This is a genomic window from Saccharopolyspora sp. NPDC050389, from assembly GCF_040655595.1.
Taxonomy (GTDB): Bacteria; Actinomycetota; Actinomycetes; order Mycobacteriales; family Pseudonocardiaceae; genus Saccharopolyspora.
This window is the reverse complement of the sequence record NZ_JBFAKG010000066.1, coordinates 21,998-38,486: the sequence shown is the minus strand read 5'-3', so window position 1 is coordinate 38,486 and position 16,489 is coordinate 21,998. Positions and strand designations below refer to the sequence as shown.

General features: G+C 68.0%; 17 protein-coding genes and 1 pseudogene. 10 read left to right on the top strand and 8 right to left on the bottom strand.

Going from position 1 to position 16,489, the window contains the following annotated elements:
• Positions 1-274: 274 nt before the first annotated feature.
• The 3 genes from AB0I53_RS33785 to AB0I53_RS33775 all read right to left on the bottom strand — a co-directional run bounded on the left by AB0I53_RS33785 (position 275) and on the right by AB0I53_RS33775 (position 2,932).
• Positions 275-889, bottom strand: a complete 615-nt coding sequence (locus AB0I53_RS33785; RefSeq protein ID WP_358612284.1) for a response regulator — start codon at positions 887-889, stop codon at positions 275-277.
• A 56-nt stretch (positions 890-945) separates the two neighbouring features.
• Positions 946-1,503: a nuclear transport factor 2 family protein gene (locus AB0I53_RS33780; protein ID WP_358612281.1), complete on the bottom strand. Its 558-nt coding sequence runs from the start codon at positions 1,501-1,503 to the stop codon at positions 946-948.
• 94 nt (positions 1,504-1,597) lie between these two features.
• On the bottom strand, positions 1,598-2,932 hold the full coding sequence (locus tag AB0I53_RS33775) for an MFS transporter (RefSeq protein WP_358612278.1): 1,335 nt from the start codon (positions 2,930-2,932) through the stop codon (positions 1,598-1,600).
• 835 nt (positions 2,933-3,767) lie between these two features.
• Here AB0I53_RS33775 and AB0I53_RS33770 point away from each other — a divergent pair.
• The 7 genes and pseudogenes from AB0I53_RS33770 to AB0I53_RS33740 all read left to right on the top strand — a co-directional run bounded on the left by AB0I53_RS33770 (position 3,768) and on the right by AB0I53_RS33740 (position 6,575).
• Positions 3,768-3,983 carry a hypothetical protein gene (locus AB0I53_RS33770; protein ID WP_358612338.1) on the top strand — a complete coding sequence of 72 codons (216 nt, stop codon included), beginning with the start codon at positions 3,768-3,770 and terminating at the stop codon, positions 3,981-3,983.
• A pseudogene (locus AB0I53_RS33765) lies at positions 3,902-4,102 on the top strand (enolase C-terminal domain-like protein); the annotation flags it as partial. The gene AB0I53_RS33770 and the pseudogene AB0I53_RS33765, both read left to right, overlap by 82 nt.
• A 30-nt stretch (positions 4,103-4,132) precedes the next feature.
• On the top strand, positions 4,133-4,990 hold the full coding sequence (gene catA / locus AB0I53_RS33760) for a catechol 1,2-dioxygenase (protein WP_358612275.1): 858 nt from the start codon (positions 4,133-4,135) through the stop codon (positions 4,988-4,990).
• Positions 4,991-4,992: 2 nt separating this feature from the next.
• A complete protein-coding gene (gene catC, locus AB0I53_RS33755) occupies positions 4,993-5,274 on the top strand; it encodes a muconolactone Delta-isomerase (protein WP_358612272.1) in 282 nt (93 codons plus the stop codon).
• Positions 5,275-5,378: 104 nt separating this feature from the next.
• Positions 5,379-5,519, top strand: coding sequence for a hypothetical protein (locus tag AB0I53_RS33750; RefSeq protein ID WP_358612269.1), 141 nt, complete (start codon positions 5,379-5,381; stop codon positions 5,517-5,519).
• Positions 5,520-5,730: 211 nt separating this feature from the next.
• Positions 5,731-6,279 carry a DUF1062 domain-containing protein gene (locus AB0I53_RS33745; protein ID WP_358612266.1) on the top strand — a complete coding sequence of 183 codons (549 nt, stop codon included), beginning with the start codon at positions 5,731-5,733 and terminating at the stop codon, positions 6,277-6,279.
• 164 nt (positions 6,280-6,443) lie between these two features.
• Positions 6,444-6,575, top strand: a complete 132-nt coding sequence (locus AB0I53_RS33740) for a hypothetical protein (protein ID WP_358612263.1) — start codon at positions 6,444-6,446, stop codon at positions 6,573-6,575.
• Between the two features lie 2 nt (positions 6,576-6,577).
• Here AB0I53_RS33740 and AB0I53_RS33735 read toward each other — a convergent pair whose 3' ends face one another.
• Positions 6,578-7,039, bottom strand: a complete 462-nt coding sequence (locus AB0I53_RS33735; RefSeq protein WP_358612260.1) for a DUF4232 domain-containing protein — start codon at positions 7,037-7,039, stop codon at positions 6,578-6,580.
• Between the two features lie 558 nt (positions 7,040-7,597).
• Here AB0I53_RS33735 and AB0I53_RS33730 point away from each other — a divergent pair.
• Positions 7,598-9,517 (top strand): FAD-dependent monooxygenase, encoded by a 1,920-nt coding sequence (locus AB0I53_RS33730; RefSeq protein WP_358612257.1) that lies wholly within the window; start codon positions 7,598-7,600, stop codon positions 9,515-9,517.
• 87 nt (positions 9,518-9,604) lie between these two features.
• On the opposite strand, the gene AB0I53_RS33725 is transcribed toward AB0I53_RS33730, so the two are convergent.
• On the bottom strand, positions 9,605-11,116 hold the full coding sequence (locus AB0I53_RS33725) for an amidohydrolase (protein WP_358504047.1): 1,512 nt from the start codon (positions 11,114-11,116) through the stop codon (positions 9,605-9,607).
• 214 nt (positions 11,117-11,330) lie between these two features.
• Positions 11,331-12,659 carry an MFS transporter gene (locus AB0I53_RS33720; protein ID WP_358612254.1) on the bottom strand — a complete coding sequence of 443 codons (1,329 nt, stop codon included), beginning with the start codon at positions 12,657-12,659 and terminating at the stop codon, positions 11,331-11,333.
• A gap of 134 nt (positions 12,660-12,793) precedes the next feature.
• Between AB0I53_RS33720 and AB0I53_RS33715 the strand changes: the two genes are divergently transcribed.
• Entirely contained in the window at positions 12,794-13,714 is a 921-nt protein-coding gene (locus tag AB0I53_RS33715) for a LysR family transcriptional regulator (protein ID WP_358612251.1), read from the top strand.
• A gap of 232 nt (positions 13,715-13,946) precedes the next feature.
• Here AB0I53_RS33715 and AB0I53_RS33710 read toward each other — a convergent pair whose 3' ends face one another.
• On the bottom strand, positions 13,947-14,537 hold the full coding sequence (locus AB0I53_RS33710) for a TetR/AcrR family transcriptional regulator (RefSeq protein ID WP_358612248.1): 591 nt from the start codon (positions 14,535-14,537) through the stop codon (positions 13,947-13,949).
• Positions 14,538-14,661: 124 nt separating this feature from the next.
• Between AB0I53_RS33710 and AB0I53_RS33705 the strand changes: the two genes are divergently transcribed.
• Entirely contained in the window at positions 14,662-15,135 is a 474-nt protein-coding gene (locus AB0I53_RS33705; RefSeq protein ID WP_358612245.1) for a nuclear transport factor 2 family protein, read from the top strand.
• Between the two features lie 170 nt (positions 15,136-15,305).
• Here the strand turns inward: AB0I53_RS33705 and AB0I53_RS33700 are convergent, their stop codons facing one another.
• Entirely contained in the window at positions 15,306-16,442 is a 1,137-nt protein-coding gene (locus tag AB0I53_RS33700; RefSeq protein WP_358612242.1) for an ABC transporter substrate-binding protein, read from the bottom strand.
• Positions 16,443-16,489 lie beyond the last annotated feature (47 nt).

Sequence of the window (16,489 nt, the reverse complement as noted above, 5' to 3'; positions counted from 1 at the left end):
GGCGCGTGGCGGCGCGAAGCCGAGCTCGTGGCGGCCGGCTGGGGGGTCGACGCGGCGCACCGCGCCTGCGCGCGCACGTCGGGCGGGCGTTTTCGCGCGAAATCGCCACCGGCGTCAGGCGCGAGGCGCCCCTCCGGACGAGGTTTCCCCGAGCCATTCTGAAACGACCCAGAAGTTGACAGGTGCCCTTTTCGCGAAAGATCGGCCTTCGCGAAAAGGGCACCATCTGCGTGCGCGCGCTGGGAGCTGTCGAGCCGCTTCGCCGGACAGTCGTTCAGACGTCCACGCGGTGGAGGAGGATGTCGCGGACGAGGGCGCCGAGGCTGTCGGCGTCCGCCTTCGCCTTGATCCTGGCCCGGTGCACGTCGACGGTCTTGACGCTGGTGCCCAGCCTGCCCGCGATGACCTGGCTGGGCAGTCCCTCGATGACCAGGCGCAGCACCTCCCGCTCCCGCGGGGTCAGCGACTGCAGCCGGGTGGCGACGGCTCTGCGGTCGGCGTGCTCGGCGAACCGGTGGCGGGCCTCGTCCAGCTGCGCCTGCACCAGTTCCACCATCCGCTGCGGCTGGTAGGGCTTCTCCAGGAAGTCGACCGCGCCGCGGGTGACGGCGCGGACCGACATCGGGATGTCGCCGTGGGCGGAGCAGAACACCACCGGCGCGGGGTAGTCCATGTCGAGCAGCCGCTCCTGCAGCTGGAACCCGCTGATCCCCGGCATCCGCACGTCGACGATGACCACGGCCACCTCGCCGGGGTCGAACTCCGCCAGGAACGTGGTGGCATCGGGGTAGGTCAGCGCCTGCACCCCGATGCTCTCCAGCAGGAACACCAGCGACTGCCGCAGATCGGCGTCGTCGTCGACGACGTGCACCACTGGTTCCGATCCCACCGGCTCCTCCGAAGTCACCGCACCTGCCTCCCTCCGCATCGCCACCACCTGCCCGCCTACGGCTTCATCAGCACCGACGCGGTCGGGTGGTCGCTGACCCAGTCCGCGGCCAGCGGCGCGATGAACACATTCTCGGTGCGCGTGCGTGTGATCTTCCAGGTACCGCCCTCCTTTCGGAAGGCGTTGTTGAGCCGGCTGGAGCGCAACAGCGCCTTGCCGTCGGAGAACAGCCAGGGCTGCACGTGGATCCACTGGCCGGTCGCCTCGGCGCCGTCGACCCGGATCTGCTCCGAGGTGAGGTAGTGCGCGTTTAGCAGCAGCGCCGGATCCCGCTTCTGACCCCAGAACGCCTCGAAGTGCGCGCGGATCGCGGCGGCGCCCTCCGCTCGGCCGAACTGGCCGTCGTAGTACTCGCCCACGCCCTCCCAGACGGCGTCGTCGGTGTAGAGCTGCATGATCAGGTCGATGCGGTGGTCATCGTCGCGGACGCCGTACTCCGGGCAGGGCGTGTCGCACAGGAACATGTAGCGGGCCTGGAGCCGGCGGATCTCGGCCTCGGCTTCCAGGGCCTCGACCCGGCGGGCCAGCTCGGCGACGGTCTTCTCCAGCTCCATCAGCTGTGTTCACCTCACAGGATGTTGGGTTCGGCCGCGGCGCAACCGCCCTCGCGAACGTGCCGAGAACGGCTGCGCCTCGTGTTGCATCGGTTCAGATGTCGGTCAGCCGCCGGTGGCGCGTCTCCCCGGCGACGACCATCGAGATCAGGGTCAGCGCGAGCATCGCGAGGACGAAGGCCGCCACCGGGAGCACCGAACCCGTGGCCGCGAGCAGCGAGACGCCGACGATCGGGGTCAGGGAACCGCCGACGATGCCGGCCAGCTGGTAACCGACCGAGGCACCGGTGTAGCGCACCGACGTCGGGAACAGCTCGGCGAAGAAGGCGGCGAGCCCGCCGGTGATGATCCCGTCCAGGAGCACGCCGACGCTCAGGGCCACGACCACCGCGATGGACGAGGGCCGGTCGCCCAGCGTGAGCCAGCCGAGGCTGAGCGGGATCCACACCGCGGCGCCCAGCGCGCCGATCACGGTGATGGTTCGCCGCCCGAAGCGGTCCGACAGCCAGCCGCCGACCAGCATGGACGCGAACCAGAACACCGATGCGACGGTCAGCGCGTTGAGCACCTCGCCGCGGGAGACACCGCGTTCCTCGACCAGGTACGAGAGGCAGAAGATCCCGAAGGTGTAGTAGGTGGCCTTCTCCCCCACGCACGCGCCGAAGCTCAGCAGGACCGCCTTGCGGTGCTTGCGCAGCAGTTCGAGGACCGGGCTCTTCTGCCGCCCGGAACGCGCTCCGGCGGCGGCCTGGTACACCGGCGACTCCTCCACGGAGCGGCGCAGGAAGTAGGCGATGACGATCAGCACCGCCGACAGCAGGAACGCCACCCTCCATCCCCACGCGGTGAACGCGGCCGCGGACATGGTCGCCGACAGCAGGGCCAGGACCCCGGTCGACAAGAGGCTGCCAAGCGGTCCGCCAGCCTGCGCCCAACTCGCCCAGAACCCCCGCCGCTGGTGGCTGGCGTGTTCGGCGATCAGCAGCACCGCGCCGCCCCATTCGCCGCCGAGGGCCAGCCCTTGCAGGATCCGGAGCAGCGTCAGCAGGAGCGGCGCGAACGCGCCGATGGTCGCGTAGGACGGGACGAGCCCGATCGCGAAGGTCGAAGCGCCCATGACCGCCAGGCTGATCATGAGTGCGCGCTTGCGGCCGACGCGGTCCCCGATCTGCCCGAAGACCACCCCGCCCAGGGGCCGGGCGATGAATCCGACGGCGTAGGTGGCGAACGCCGCGAGCGTTCCGACCAGCGGATCGCCTGCCGGGAAGAACACCTTGTTGAAGATCGTGGCGGCGGCGGTGCCGTAGAGGAAGAAGTCGTAGAACTCGATCGCGGTGCCGCTCATCGAGGCGGCGACGACCTTGTGGAAACCACGGGAGTCCCGGGGCGCGCGCGGCGCGCCGATCGGCACGGATGTTATCTCGGACATCGCATCTCCAGTGCGTATATCGCACTTCGCAGTGCGGATTCGGCACAGCACGAGCGGCGGCATACCGGAGGCCCACCACCGGAACCCGGGAGTGCACAGTGGACCGTCCAGCGATGCGGCACGGCTGCCGGGACCGCGCGGGCACGACCGGATCCAGTTCGGTCGCGACGAATTTTTCGCTGCCCGCACGGCGCTTCGCGGATCGGGGCCGAACGGCCCGCGAGGTGCATAGTGCACGAAATGACCTGCGGAGCGGAAGACCACGATCCCACAAATCGCGAAAAACCCTGCGAGGGGCTAGAACCGACTTCGGCCCGCCGACGGCTCCGCACGAAAAGGAAGCGTCAGCCAGGCTTCAGGTTTCGCCAACGCGCCGACGGCGGGACGGGCCACCGTCACGCTCTGGGTACGGCGAGCATGACGCAGGCGTCGAGCGCGCCCCGTTCCGGCTGATCGGCGCGGCCACCGCGTGCGCACCGGCCTCGCCGAGCACGATCGCCCACTCCTGCTCACGCATCGCGATCACAGCAGGTCAGGAACCTCCGGAATCATTTCTCACTCCGGGAGGAGTGCGGCAAGCGCCCTTCCGGAGCTCCCCGTCGACCACCGCCCGAGCTGAAGGAATCCCCTACGGCCGCAGGGGCTCTACCAATTCCGCAGCGGTGGCCCGGCCCCTACCCTCGGCAATCACCCAGACAGCGGCGACGCGAGATCGAGGAGGCCGACGCTCGATGCCCAACGGCACTCCGTTCCACAGTGGATGCTCCTACCACGCTGCGCGATCACGGCACAGCGGCGTCTTCGAGCCGAACACGCCACCGACCGAGGGGCTCGCATGAAGATCACCAGGGTGGAGGCGATCCCCTTCGCCATCCCGTACACCAAGCCGCTGAAGTTCGCCTCCGGCGAAGTGGCCACCGCGGCGCACGTGCTGATCCGCGTGCACACCGAGGACGGCGTCGTCGGCGCACCGCCTGCACGATCGCCTTCGGCGCGGCGCACCAGCGGACCTCGCACCGCGCGGCGGAGCTCTCCAACTTCCTGGACATGACCGACGACCTGCTCACCGAGCCCCTTCGGATCCGGGACGGCGAGCTGCGGGTCCGCCCCGGTGCCGGGATCGGGGTCGAGATCGACCCGGACAAGCTCGCCCGCTACCGCCAGAACTAGGCCGGGCCACAGGACAGCTGGAGGAACCAGATGAGCACCGCTGACGAAACCGCCACCGCAGCCGCGTCCGGAGCTGCCGCGACCGAACGATTCCACCACGACAAGTCGCCGTACGACGCGGTCAGGGCCACCCCGAAGGAACGGGTCGACCTGCTCGCGCGCGAAGTCCTCGACGCGATCCACGAGACCATCCGCAAGCACGAGGTCACCTACGACGAGTACAACGCGTTGAAGGCGTGGCTGATCCAGGTCGGCGCGGACGGTGAGTGGCCGCTGTTCCTGGACGTGTGGGTCGAGCACGTGGTCGAGGACGTGGCCACCACCGACCGCCAGGGCAGCAAGGGCTCGATCGAAGGCCCGTACTACGTCCCGAACGCCCCCGAACGCGGCGCGGACGCCGACCTGCCGATGCGCGACGGGGAGCAGGGCACCCCGCTGCTGTGGGAGGGCGGCATCACCTCGACCGACGGCACCCCGCTGGCCGGGACCGTGGAGTTGTGGCACGCCGATGCCGACGGCTACTACAGCCGGTTCGCCCCGGGCATCCCGGAGTGGAACCTGCGCGGCACCTTCTCGACCGGCCCGGACGGGAAGTTCCGGATCCGCACGATCCAGCCGGCGCCCTACCAGATCCCCACCGACGGAGCCTGCGGCAAGCTGATCTCCGCCGCGGGCTGGCACGCGTGGCGACCCGCGCACCTGCACGTGAAGGTCTCCGCCCCCGGCCACGAACAGCTCATCGCGCAGCTGTACTTCCCCGGCGACCCGCACAACGACGACGACATCGCGAACGCGGTGAAACCGGAGCTGATCCTGTCGCCGGTCATCCAGGACGACGGCAGCGCCAGGATCGACTACGGCTTCGCGCTCGACCGGCGGGAGGCCTGACCATGCTGTTCCAGGTACGGATGGACGTGCGCCTGCCGCACGACCTCGACCCGAAGACCCGGTCGGAGATCCTGGCCGAGGAGAAGAAGTACTCCCAGGAGCTGCAGCGCGCCGGGAAGTGGCCGCACATCTGGCGCATCGTCGGCGAGTACGCCAACATCTCGGTCTTCGACGTCGAGTCCAACGACGAACTGCACACCCTGCTCTCGGGCCTACCGCTGTTCCCCTACATGGACATCCACGTCACGCCGCTGGCGACGCACCCGTCCGACATCAACGCCTGACAGCAGAGTCCGAACAGGACAGTCCAGCTGGGACGCGACGAAGTGGGTTTGCCGCGCCAAGCCCACCTCACGGGTCCGTTCGGCTACCGCCCTCATACCAGTCCGTGAACGGTGTCGACCGCTGCGAGCAGCCGGGCGTCCTCGCCGGCAGCGACCGAGAGCAGCAGGCTGCCGACCAGACCACCGGCGATCGGACCGGTCGGCAGCGCGACGCCGGGGAGCCCGCGCTCTGGCTTCGTCCATGATCCGCCGGATGGAACCTGGCGGTGAGGCGCTCGAAAACCAGTGGAACAGCGCCGCTGTGCGCCATTACCCTGCTGCCGAACCAAGTCGTCTGGTCAAGGACGTGCCGTTGTACACCCTGTGAGACCTCCCGAGCGCTGATTTGTCGCGCGTCGCGCATGTGCGCCGCGCTCCTTCTTGCTGCGGACTTCTCACTGAAACCGGTGTACTTCTGTGCTCAAAAACTGGATGGTCGTGCCCACCTGCCTGCCGCTCGTTCGCCGCCGTTGCCACGCGTGCGCGTCCGAGCGCTTCCGGGCAAGCGGTAAATTTCGCGTCAACGCAAACCACAAGCTCATCGACGCCTGGCTCCTCGCGCTCTGTACCGCTTGCGGGGAAACTGCAAAGCTCACGGTCCTGGAGCGGATGAATGTGCGCTCCGTACGACCTGAGCTGCTGGACCGGCTGCACCACAACGACCCTGGCCTGACAGCTGAGCTGCTCCAGGATCCGGTCGTGCAGCGCCGTAATCGCATCGCCCTCGACTGGGACAACGCCTGGCGCCTCGACACCGGTGGATCGGATCACCTGGACCGCGAGGTGATCGACGTCTCGGTCCGCTTTGCGGCGCGGATCCCCGTCCGGCCGGTGCGACTGATCGCAGAAGGTTGCGGTCTTTCGCGGGCCGAGGTCGAGAGACTGATCACGGAGGGGAAACTCGTTTCGGCAGTCCGGCTGAGCGGCAAGCTCTCCGGCGACTTCACCTTCACGCTCAAGCGCTGAGCTCTCCTCGGGACCACGGGCCTGTCCGGCATGATCCGCCGGACAGGCCCCAGGGCAACACGCTCGGAGATCGGTGAGCGCTACGACGTCAGGTGGACTTCTCCCGAAGCGAGGCCTCCACAGAGGAGCGTTGGGCCGGGGTGGAGCCTCGCGCGGACGGCCTTATGCTGATCTTCAGCCGAGAGCTCAGCATCTCGTGGATCGCCGGCCCGACCGGCATCGACGAGCCCCTGCTGGGCATCTGGCCGGGCCTGCCCGGACGGCCCCGCGCTCAGATCCATCGCCTCACGTGGTGAGATCAGCCCAGCTCGTCCGGAGTGGACACCAGCGAGCTGACCCGCAGGTGCTTCGCAGCGAATCGCACCTCACCGTCGCCGACGACGTTGACCAGCTGCGGCTCGGACATGTCCGGCAGCGAGGACTGGAACCCGGTGAGGACATGAGCGTCCGGGTCGCCACTGTCGGCCAGGATCATGCCGATGCCCGCGTACGCGCTCTCGCCGGGCTGGAGGGTGAACTCCTCAGGCGCGTCGGGAAGCCGCACGTCCTCGACGGGCAGTTCCTCGATCGGCGAGTTGCTCATGTCCACGCCCTTGAGGTTGGGCACACCGCCGTTGATCGTGCAGGTCTTGTCCGACCGATTCCCGTACGACACGATGAAACTGCCGGGCTCACCCTCCACAGGTGTTGCGGAGGCGAGGAAATCGGCTTCCGAGCAATTCGACGTACCGATGTCCCCGCCACCCCCGCTCGAAGCCATACCGGCATGGCCCGCGGCACGCTCAGGCGCCGGCGAGGGCTGGAGCGCGGCAGCGGCCCCGCAACCGGTGATCAGCAGTGCCCCACCCAGAATACCGGTGATGGCCGTCGTCATACGGTGACGCTTGAGCATCGTGCTCCCCTTTTCCCCTGTCGTGTCAACGGTTTCTCACCGCTTTGTCAACAGGAAAGACGCACCATGCCCGCCGAGGTTGCGTCCACTGCGCGGATCCGGCCGAATCCGATCAACGTTGCCCGAAAGGGCACCGAACCCCTGATTGAAAGGACCCCCGCGGCCTATCCGCTTGAATGGGCGAACACCCGTGTGCCGCGGTACAGCGTCGCTCTTCTCAGCAGCGGCCGGCCGCCTTCGTGAACGGCACGCACAGGTCGATTCGTGGGAGCCCACGGCTGTTGTGCGTTCCTCATAGCAGAACAGGCTGTCCGCCCAGGGCGTCACTGCCGCACGATGGAACGTGCTACCCGGTGGTCCGCGGCAAGGCTGAGCAGCCCACGCCCTGACGGCCCGGGTGGTCCGATGCCCAGAGGAGCAAGACCAGTGCAGTTCTATCTCGACGGCTACAAGCCCGGGGACCCGTTCATCGCGGACCCCCACCCGTCCCTGGCCGACCGCCCAAGCGGCCTGCCGGACACGGCCGATGTTCTGATCATCGGCTGCGGTCCGGCCGGGCTGGTCCTGGCGGCCCAGCTCGCCGAGTTCCCCGAGATCCACACCGTGATCGTCGACCGGCGGGACGGACCGCTCGAGGTCGGCCAAGCCGACGGCGTGGCGTGCCGCACGGTGGAGATGTTCGAGGCATTCGGCCTGGCCGACCAGCTCATCCACGAGGGTTACCAGGTCAACGAGGTGACCTTCTGGCGACCGGACCCTCAGGACGGCAACTCGATCGTCCGAACTGGACGCATCGACGACGTCGAGGACGGCATCTCCGAGATGCCGCACATGATCGTCAACCAGGCACGGATGCTGGCCTATCTGCGTGACCACATGCGCCGCTCCGCCTCCCGCGCCGAACCCGTCTACGGGCTGCACGCCACCGACGTGCGGATCGACACCGACGCCGACACCGAGCACCCGGTCACGGTCACACTTCAGCACGTCAAGGACTTCCAGCCGACCGGAGAGAGCTCGACCGTCCGCGCCCGGTACGTCGTCGGTTGCGACGGCTCGCGCAGCGGCACCCGGGAAGCCATCGGCCGCCGTCTCAAGGGCGACACGGCCAACCAGTCATGGGGCGTGCTGGACGTCCTCGCCGTCACCGACTTCCCCGACATCCGGCTCAAGTCCGCCATCCACTCCGAACAGGGCAGCATCCTGGTCATCCCGCGCGAAGGCGGTTACCTGGTCCGGCTCTACATCGAGCTCGACAACGACCGTGACGCCGAGATGCTCCGCGAACGCAGCGTGACCCCGGAGAAACTCACCGCAGTCGCCAACCGGATCCTGCACCCCTACATGCTCGACGTGAAGCACGTCGGGTGGTGGGCGGTGTACGAGATCGGCCAGCGCCTCTGCGATCGCTTCGACGACGTCCCCGACTCCGAGACCGACACTCGCCAGCCTCGCGTCTTCATCGCCGGCGACGCCTGCCACACCCACAGCGCGAAGGCCGGGCAGGGCATGAACGTCTCGATGGCCGACGCCTGGAACCTCGGGTGGAAGCTCGGCACCGTGCTCCGCCGGACCTCGCGGCCCGAGGTGCTGCGCACCTACTCGGCGGAACGGCAGAAGGTCGCCCAGCAGCTCATCGACTTCGACCGCGAATTCGCTGCGCTGTTCAGCGCCCGACCGGACAGCGAGAAGGGCACCGACCCGGCGCGGTTCCAGCACTATTTCCGGGAGCAGGGTCGGTTCACCGCCGGGGTCGCGGTCCGCTACGAGCCCTCCATCCTCACCGCGACACCGACCCACCAGCACCTGGCGGAGGGCTTCCCGATCGGGATGCGGTTCCACTCCGCGCCGGTCATCCGGCTGGCCGACGCCAAGCCGATGCACCTCGGCCACGCAGCCCGGGCCGACGGCGCCTGGCGCCTCTATGCGTTCGCCGACCGGGCCCATCCCGGCGGCCCCGATTCCCGGCTGCGGGAACTGGCCGAATTCCTGGCCTCGGAAGGCTCACCGATCGCCCGATTCACCCCGCCCGGCGCCGACCCCGACTCGGTGATCGACGTCCGGGCCGTCCTCCAGCAGGGACATCGCGACGTCACCGTCGATGACCTGCCGCCGGTCCTCCTCCCCCGCAAGGGATCGTTCGAGCTCGTCGACTACGAGAAGGTCTTCTGCCCCGATCCGGCTACCGACATCTTCGATCTGCGCGGCCTGGACCGGGACCACGGAGCCCTCGTGGTCGTCCGGCCGGACCAGTACGTCGCGAACGTCCTCCCCCTCGACGCCCACCACGAGCTCGTCGACTTCCTCGGCGGCGCGCTGGTCGAGGTCGGGACGCCCACCGCCTAGACCGACGGCGACGACGGGCAGGCCCGCAGATCGCTGGACCCGCAAGTCACGTCTCTCTCGGAGAGCCCACAAGTCCTCATCGGGTCATCATTCGCGCGCGTAAACCTCCGTGCCACCGACGTAGGTGGCCCGGACTGCGATCTTCGAGATCTGGTCGTGGGGCACCTCGAGCGGGTCGTCTTCGAGCACCACGAAATCGGCGAGCTGACCGACGACCAGTGAGCCCTTCAGCCCTTCCTCACCGGTGCTGGCCGCTGATCCAGTTGTGTAGACCGACAGCGCCTCGGCCGGAGAGACCCGCTGCCCCGCACCGACAACCGATCCATCCCAGCCGGTCCGCGTGACCATGCTCTGCACCGCCAGGAGGGGTTCCACCGGGCCACATGGATGGTCGGACGAACCGGCGACGGTGATGCCGGCGTCCAGGAAAGAGCGGTGGGCGAACATCCGCTCCACCCGGGCCTCGCCGTACCAATCGATCAAGCGCCCGCCATGCTGGTGAACGTAGTTGCCGAACGGCACAGGGATCGCAGACAGAGCTCGGATCCGGCCAAGGATGTCGTCGTCCACCAGACTGCAGTGCTCGATGCGGTGCCGCAGTCCAGGTTTCGGCATTTCCCGGTGGGCGCGTTCCAGTTCGTCGAGCACGAGCCGGATTGCCCTGTCTCCATTGGCGTGGACGCAGACCCGGTTGCCATCGCCGTGCACCGCCCGGACGATGTCGGCGAGTTCCTCCCGCGTGAGCACCTGGATGCCGTGGTCGCCAGTGCCGTGGTGCGGCTCGTCGAGCAGGCACGTCCGGCCGCCGACCGCGCCGTCGGCGAAGGTCTTGACACCGACGAAACGTAGCCCAGCATCCCCGAAGCCCGAACGAAGGCCGAGCCGGCGCAAGGTGTCGTAGTGCTCCGCGGCCAGGAGGAACCCGACCCTCATCGTCAGCAGCCCCTGCTCCCGCGCCGCGGCGAAGAGGCGGATGTCGTCTGGCCCCACGAGTGCGTCGCACACCGATGTCACGCCGGCCGCGTGCCAGCGGCGCACCACGCGTCCAAGCGCCTCGACGCGGTCGTCGAACCGAGACTGCGGTACGACTGGACCTCCCGCCGAATTGACGTGACCGTAGGCGAACTCGTTCAACGCGCGTTCGTAGAGGACGCCATCGAGCCGCCCGGTCGCGTCCCGGCCGTACTCGCCACCACTCGGAGGTAGCGACTCATCGGTGATGCCGCCTGCGGCCAGCGCTGCCGAGTTGACCACACCCCAGTGACAGGCGACGTGCAGCACGATCGCCGGGACATCGCCTGTGACCGCGTCCAGGTCCCAACGGGTAAGTCGGCGCCCCTCGGCCATCCGCGCATCGTCGTAGCCGAAGGCGCGGACCCAGCCGTCCACCGGTTCGCTCCTTGCAGCGGCTCCGACCTTCGCGGTCAGTTCCGCGAGGGAGGACACCTCCGCGGGGGACACGTCGACCTGGAGCTCGTTGTCGGCGGCCATCGACAGGTGCACGTGCGCGTCGTTGAATCCCGGGGTAACAACTGCGTCGCCCAGGTCCACGAGCCGCGCGAGAGGCAGCGACCGCCGAAGGTCGTCCGCATCGCCCACCGCAACGATTCTGTCCCCGAGCACCGCGACCGCGTCAGCGGATGGGGAGGACGGCGTGATGACCCGACGCGCACGGAAGATGCGCGGCTCGGCTGACGAATACATGCGATTCCTTCCAGGTTTTCGATGCTGAGAAAGCTGGGACCGCGCCTGTCGGCGTGTTCACATCAACTGACGCGTAGGGGTTCGCCCGGGGCGAATGTCGCACCGAGTCTCATGCGGGCGCATCGCTGGCGCGAAGGTCCGAGTTGTCCGGCAGATCCGCAACACCTTGGGACTTCGCGATCCGGCGGCCCAGCGCGGCCACGCAAACCAGGGTCAGGACGATCAGCCCGACGTGGTAGGCGGTAACCAGGCCGATCCCGCCGCTGGAGAGCAGGGACTGCGCGATGAGCGGGACGGAGCCGCCGATCACCGTTGCGGAAAGCTGGTAGGCCAACGAGATTCCGGTGTATCGGATCCTGGCGGGGAAGGCCTGTGTGAGGAATCCGGCGAGGACGGCGAAGTAGGCCGGCGCGACGATGTTGGCGAGGACGATGCCGAGGACGATCTTGCTCGCGTCGCCCGTGTTGACGAGCAGGTAGACCGCCGGGGTGAGCAGAGCGTTCGCGGCCAGCGCCACGATCATGAACCGGGTCGCGCCGACGCGGTGAGCGACCAGGGCCGCCACCGGTTGCGCGACGAACTGGACGATGGTGCCCACGAGCAGGGCTGACAGGATCGTCGCCCGGGGCACGCCGAGCTCGGTCGTGGTCCAGGCGATCATGAACGCGTTCAGGAAGTACGCTGCGCCGATCCCGATAGCCGATGCCCCGATTCCCAACAGGACTGCAGCCGGCGCCGTCCGCAGCACTTCTGCCGCTGGCGCCTTGACGATCTCGCCGCGCTGCTTGGCCGCCAAGAACTCCGGCGACTCAGCCACGGTCAGCCTGATCACCAAGCCCACAATCAGCAGGACCGCAGACACGAGGAACGGAACACGCCATCCCCAGGCGGCGAAGTCCTCGGCCGACAGCCGGCTCACGCCCAGGAAGACCAGGGTCGCCATCAGGCCACCCGCCGGCGAGCCCTGCTGGGCGAAGGCACCGAAGAGGATGCGGCGGCTCGGTGGCGCGTGTTCAGCCGCGATCAGCACAGCTCCTCCCCATTCACCGCCCAGCGCCAGGCCCTGCACCAGCCGGAGCAGGATGAGGAGGGCCGGGGCAGCCATCCCGATCGAGGCATAGCCGGGAAGCAGGCCGATGGCGGTGCTGGAGACACCCATGAGGACCAGTGTGGTGACGAGCGTCTTCTTGCGGCCGATCCGATCGCCGAGATGACCGAAGAGCACACCTCCCAGCGGCCGGGCCAGGAAACCCGTCCAGAAGGTCGCGAAGGATGCGAGCAGGCCGGCTGCCGGTGACGCCGTGGGGAAGAAGACCTCCCCGAAAACGAGCGCCGCGGCGGTTCCGAAGATGAAGAAGTCGTACCACTCGATCGCGGTGCCGATGAACGATCCGAGGCCCGCCCGGCGGGCTGCGCGGAGATCAGAAGAACTTGACATGCCGTCTCCTCGACGACGGGAGCGTTGAGGCCCTGATGTGCCCTCACTCGGTGACCGGAACGGGATCTGATTCTGAGCGCATGTGGCATATGCCGTCTAATGCCCGTTAACATCGCTGCCCATACCTCGGAGGCATGGTGGAGATCAGAGTTCTGCGTTACTTCCTGGCAGTAGTCGACCAAGGCTCGATCACGGCGGCCGCGCGCGATGTCCGAATCGCACAGCCCTCGCTCTCCCGCCAACTGCGCAACCTCGAGCGCAGCCTGGGAGTGGAACTCTTCGCGCGCACGCCGGGGCCGCGAAAGCTCACCTTCGCCGGGGAGCGCTTCCTGCCCCTCGCCCGTGACCTGGTGGCCCGGGCCGACCGCACACTGGGCGCGGTCAGGACCATGACCCAAGGGCATGGCATGCCATTGACCGTCGCCGCACCCCCGACCACGATCGCCGACTTTCTGGCGCCCTACCTCGCCGGCCGAGATGCTGCCTCTTCAATTCGCGACATCCTCGAACGCGACGCGCGCAGCGTGTACGACGTCGTTGCGCGCGGAGATGCCGACCTCGGCATCGCGCCCATCCCGCCACCCGGATCGATGGAATCCCGCGTCGTGGGTCACGCCCCCGTGCTCGCGCTGGTGCCACCGACCCACCGGCTGGCGCGAATCGGCGAAGTCGAGCTGACCGAGCTCGTCCGTGAGCACTTGATCCTGATGCATCCCGTCAATGCGGGTCGCCTGGCGCTCGACGCGGCTGCCGCACGCGAGGGTTTGGTCTACAACGAGCCGCGAGTCGTCTCGACAACCGTCGTGGCCCGCGCCTTGGCAGCCTCGGGCCACGGGATCGCCGTGCTCACCGACAAAGCGATCTTCGGACTCACCCCGGTCGCCATCCGGGCAGGCGAGAGCCTGCTCTCCGTGACCCTGTACGCCGGCTGGGACAGGGCCCACTGGGCCGGCGCGCAGGTGGCCGCGCTCGTCGACTCGGTCTCCCAGTTCCACCGAGAAGTGCTTGCGCGCACCCATCTCTTCGAGAACGCTCCGGGCGACCGCTCGGAGTAACAGCCCGAGGTTGCCGCTACCACGAGGCCTTCCCTCGGCGTGCCGTCGCCTTGCTGACGATTCCGTTCAACCCGACGAGGCGCTAGTAGTCGCGTGCTCCGTCATGAGCCGGTGATACTTCGCAGCCTGGGCGGGGTCGATGCGGCTGGCTCGCTCAACAGATGAATCGACCGTGCTGTCAGTTGATCGTGGCAACACGGGTGCGGCCACAGCTTCCTCCGGCGCCTCGGATCTACCGGGCGCGGATCGAGCCAGCCGTGACGTTCTGTGCAGGTGCGCGCATCAGGAGGCGCGCGGCGTCTCGAGCTTGGTGTGCCGGTTCGGGGGTGCCGGAGATCGCCGCGGTGGTGATCGCTCCTTCAGCGAGCAGCGCGAGGTGCTCTGCTAGCTCGACGGGCCGGCCAGATGCCGTCACCAGTCCGGCGAGGTAGTCGCGGAAGGCCTTCTTGTGGTGTCGGGCCTGCTCGGCGACGTCGGCCGAGACCGCGCCCAGCTCGCCGAAGGAGTTGATGAAGGCACACCCGCGGTAGTCCCGCTCGGAGAACCACTTGTACAGCCAGTCGAACACCGCGAAGATCCGCTCGTCGGGAGTTGCCCCCTCGTCGACGTAGTCGGCGAGGGCTCGCCGCCACCGCGAATCGCGCTGCTTCAGGAACTCCAGCACGAGCGCCTCCTTGGACGGGAACAGCTGGTAGAGACGCTTGAGCGACACCCCGGAGGCATTGCGCACCGCATCCATCCCGACCGCCTGGATGCCCCGTGCGTAGAACAGCTCCTCGGCCGCCTCGAGCACCCGCTCCCGCGCCATGTCCTGATCCAGCATTTATGCCCCCTTGCGTGGAGAACCATCGTTCTCTACGCTATCAGATGTAGCGAGAACGGTCGTTCTCCCTGCTGTTCCCAGGCTCGCCGGACATGCGGTGAGTCCAGAGTGCGAAGGAATTGACATGACCGACACGACCCGCCCGCCGGTGCCGCCGTTCACCCGGGAGACCGCCATCGAAAAGGTTCGACTGGCCGAGGACGCCTGGAACACCCGCGACCCCCAGAAGGTGTCGCTGGGCTACACCGTGGACTCCCGCTGGCGCAACCGCTCGGAGTTCGCCACCGGCCGAGACGAGATCGTCGCCTTGCTGACCCGCAAGTGGAACACCGAGCTCGACTACCGGCTGATCAAGGAGCTGTGGGCCTACGACGGCAACCGGATCGCCGTGCGCTTCGCCTACGAACACCGCGACGACGCCGGCAACTGGTACCGCTCCTACGGCAACGAGAACTGGGAGTACGACGAGCACGGCCTGATGCACACCCGCCACGCCTCCATCAACACCCTCCCGATCGCCGAATCCGAGCGCAAGTACTTCTGGCCGCTGGGCCGCCGCCCCGACGACCACCCCAGCCTGAGCGACTTCGGCTTCTGAGGACGCTTTCCCGGCAACCACCTGTCGTCCAGAAACATGGCCACCGGTGTCCAGCGCTTGATCGGTTTATCAATCACGAGCTGGCGGGTGCAGCTCCAGGCCGGCCATGTCGCCCGCGGCCGGAAGGCCGGGCGCGGCGTCGCGCCCTGCCCTCCGGCCGCCGCATCGGATCAGGCGCGGGCGAAGTCGGGCACCAGGTCCTCGTACTTGATCTGGCCTTCCTTGACCGTGCCGTTCTGCACGGCGATGCCGATCATGCGCTCGACACCGTCCTTCGTGACCTTGAAGTCCGGCTGGAACTGGGGAACGAGCGTGTTCGTGAAGTGGTCGACGTAGTCCTTCGCGATGTCGGGGCTCTGCCCGCCGAGCATCTGGGTGTTCAGTAGGCCGGCGGCCTCGTCCTTGTTCTTCGTGATCCACTGCAGGGCTGCTGACTGACAAGCAAGCCACGCCTTGACCGCATCCTGATGTTGCTCGGCGTGGTCCTCGCGGACGACGATCGAACCCACTTGCTGCTTGCTGAGGACGTCCGGCACATCGTTGGCTCCGAAGTCGATCAGAACCTTGCCGCCTGTCCGCTGTGCTACGAAGCGACCCATCGTCCACGCCTGGGCGACATAAGCGTCGAGCTTGCCGGCCTGCATTTGCGCGATTCCAGGAGTGGTCTGACCGACTGCCAGCGGGGTGACATCGCTGTATTGCATTCCCGCTCGAGCAAGCGCGAGGCGAAGCACCTGGTCGGCGCCGGCTCCGATCGCCGTGAGGCCGACCGTCTTGCCCTTCAGGGACTTCATGCGCTCCTCGAAGCCGGCGTTCGCATCCGGCCAGCTGCCCTCCTTGTTCACCACCAACGCGTAGGGGGAGGTGTTCAGCCTCATCCCGACCACGACGGGGCGCGTCCCCGGTGCCGAATTCGCGAACGTCGCGAGCGTCACCAGCGTGTCCGTCATCCCACCGTCGACCTGCCCAGCCGCCATCAGCTGCATGCCCTGCAGGCCGCTGGTCGGGTAGATGAAATCGGAGACTTCGAGGTTGTAGTCGGCGTAGTGGTTTTCGGTCAGGTTCACCGCGTCGATGAAATAGGAGTCGATCTTCGCCGATTGAACGTGGAACGGGGTCATCTCGGGCAGCGCGCCAGGTGCCTTCGGGCCCGAACCGCTGCCGGGCCCGTTGCCTCCGCACGCCGCGAGCAGCGAACCCAGCCCCGCAGCTGCCGCCGATGCGCCTGCCAACTGCAGCACACGTCGCCGCGAGAACCGAGTCCGCGTATCCGGTCCAAACCCCTTCGACAGGTCGGCTTCTGCCATGTGCTTCTCCTTCTGCGAAGACCGGACACCACCATGGGCCCAGGGAA

What these genes read in the sequence shown, in the direction of transcription:
- AB0I53_RS33710 (WP_358612248.1), bottom strand. Translation starts at nt 14,537, where the DNA reads ATGCTGGATCAGGACATGGCGCGGGAGCGGGTGCTCGAGGCGGCCGAG.
- AB0I53_RS33770 (WP_358612338.1), top strand. Translation starts at nt 3,768, where the DNA reads ATGAAGATCACCAGGGTGGAGGCGATCCCCTTCGCCATCCCGTACACC.
- AB0I53_RS33740 (WP_358612263.1), top strand. Translation starts at nt 6,444, where the DNA reads ATGCTGATCTTCAGCCGAGAGCTCAGCATCTCGTGGATCGCCGGCCCG.
- AB0I53_RS33720 (WP_358612254.1), bottom strand. Translation starts at nt 12,659, where the DNA reads ATGTCAAGTTCTTCTGATCTCCGCGCAGCCCGCCGGGCGGGCCTCGGA.
- AB0I53_RS33775 (WP_358612278.1), bottom strand. Translation starts at nt 2,932, where the DNA reads ATGTCCGAGATAACATCCGTGCCGATCGGCGCGCCGCGCGCGCCCCGG.
- AB0I53_RS33700 (WP_358612242.1), bottom strand. Translation starts at nt 16,442, where the DNA reads ATGGCAGAAGCCGACCTGTCGAAGGGGTTTGGACCGGATACGCGGACT.
- AB0I53_RS33705 (WP_358612245.1), top strand. Translation starts at nt 14,662, where the DNA reads ATGACCGACACGACCCGCCCGCCGGTGCCGCCGTTCACCCGGGAGACC.
- AB0I53_RS33735 (WP_358612260.1), bottom strand. Translation starts at nt 7,039, where the DNA reads ATGGCTTCGAGCGGGGGTGGCGGGGACATCGGTACGTCGAATTGCTCG.
- catA (WP_358612275.1), top strand. Translation starts at nt 4,133, where the DNA reads ATGAGCACCGCTGACGAAACCGCCACCGCAGCCGCGTCCGGAGCTGCC.
- AB0I53_RS33780 (WP_358612281.1), bottom strand. Translation starts at nt 1,503, where the DNA reads ATGGAGCTGGAGAAGACCGTCGCCGAGCTGGCCCGCCGGGTCGAGGCC.
- AB0I53_RS33715 (WP_358612251.1), top strand. Translation starts at nt 12,794, where the DNA reads ATGGTGGAGATCAGAGTTCTGCGTTACTTCCTGGCAGTAGTCGACCAA.
- catC (WP_358612272.1), top strand. Translation starts at nt 4,993, where the DNA reads ATGCTGTTCCAGGTACGGATGGACGTGCGCCTGCCGCACGACCTCGAC.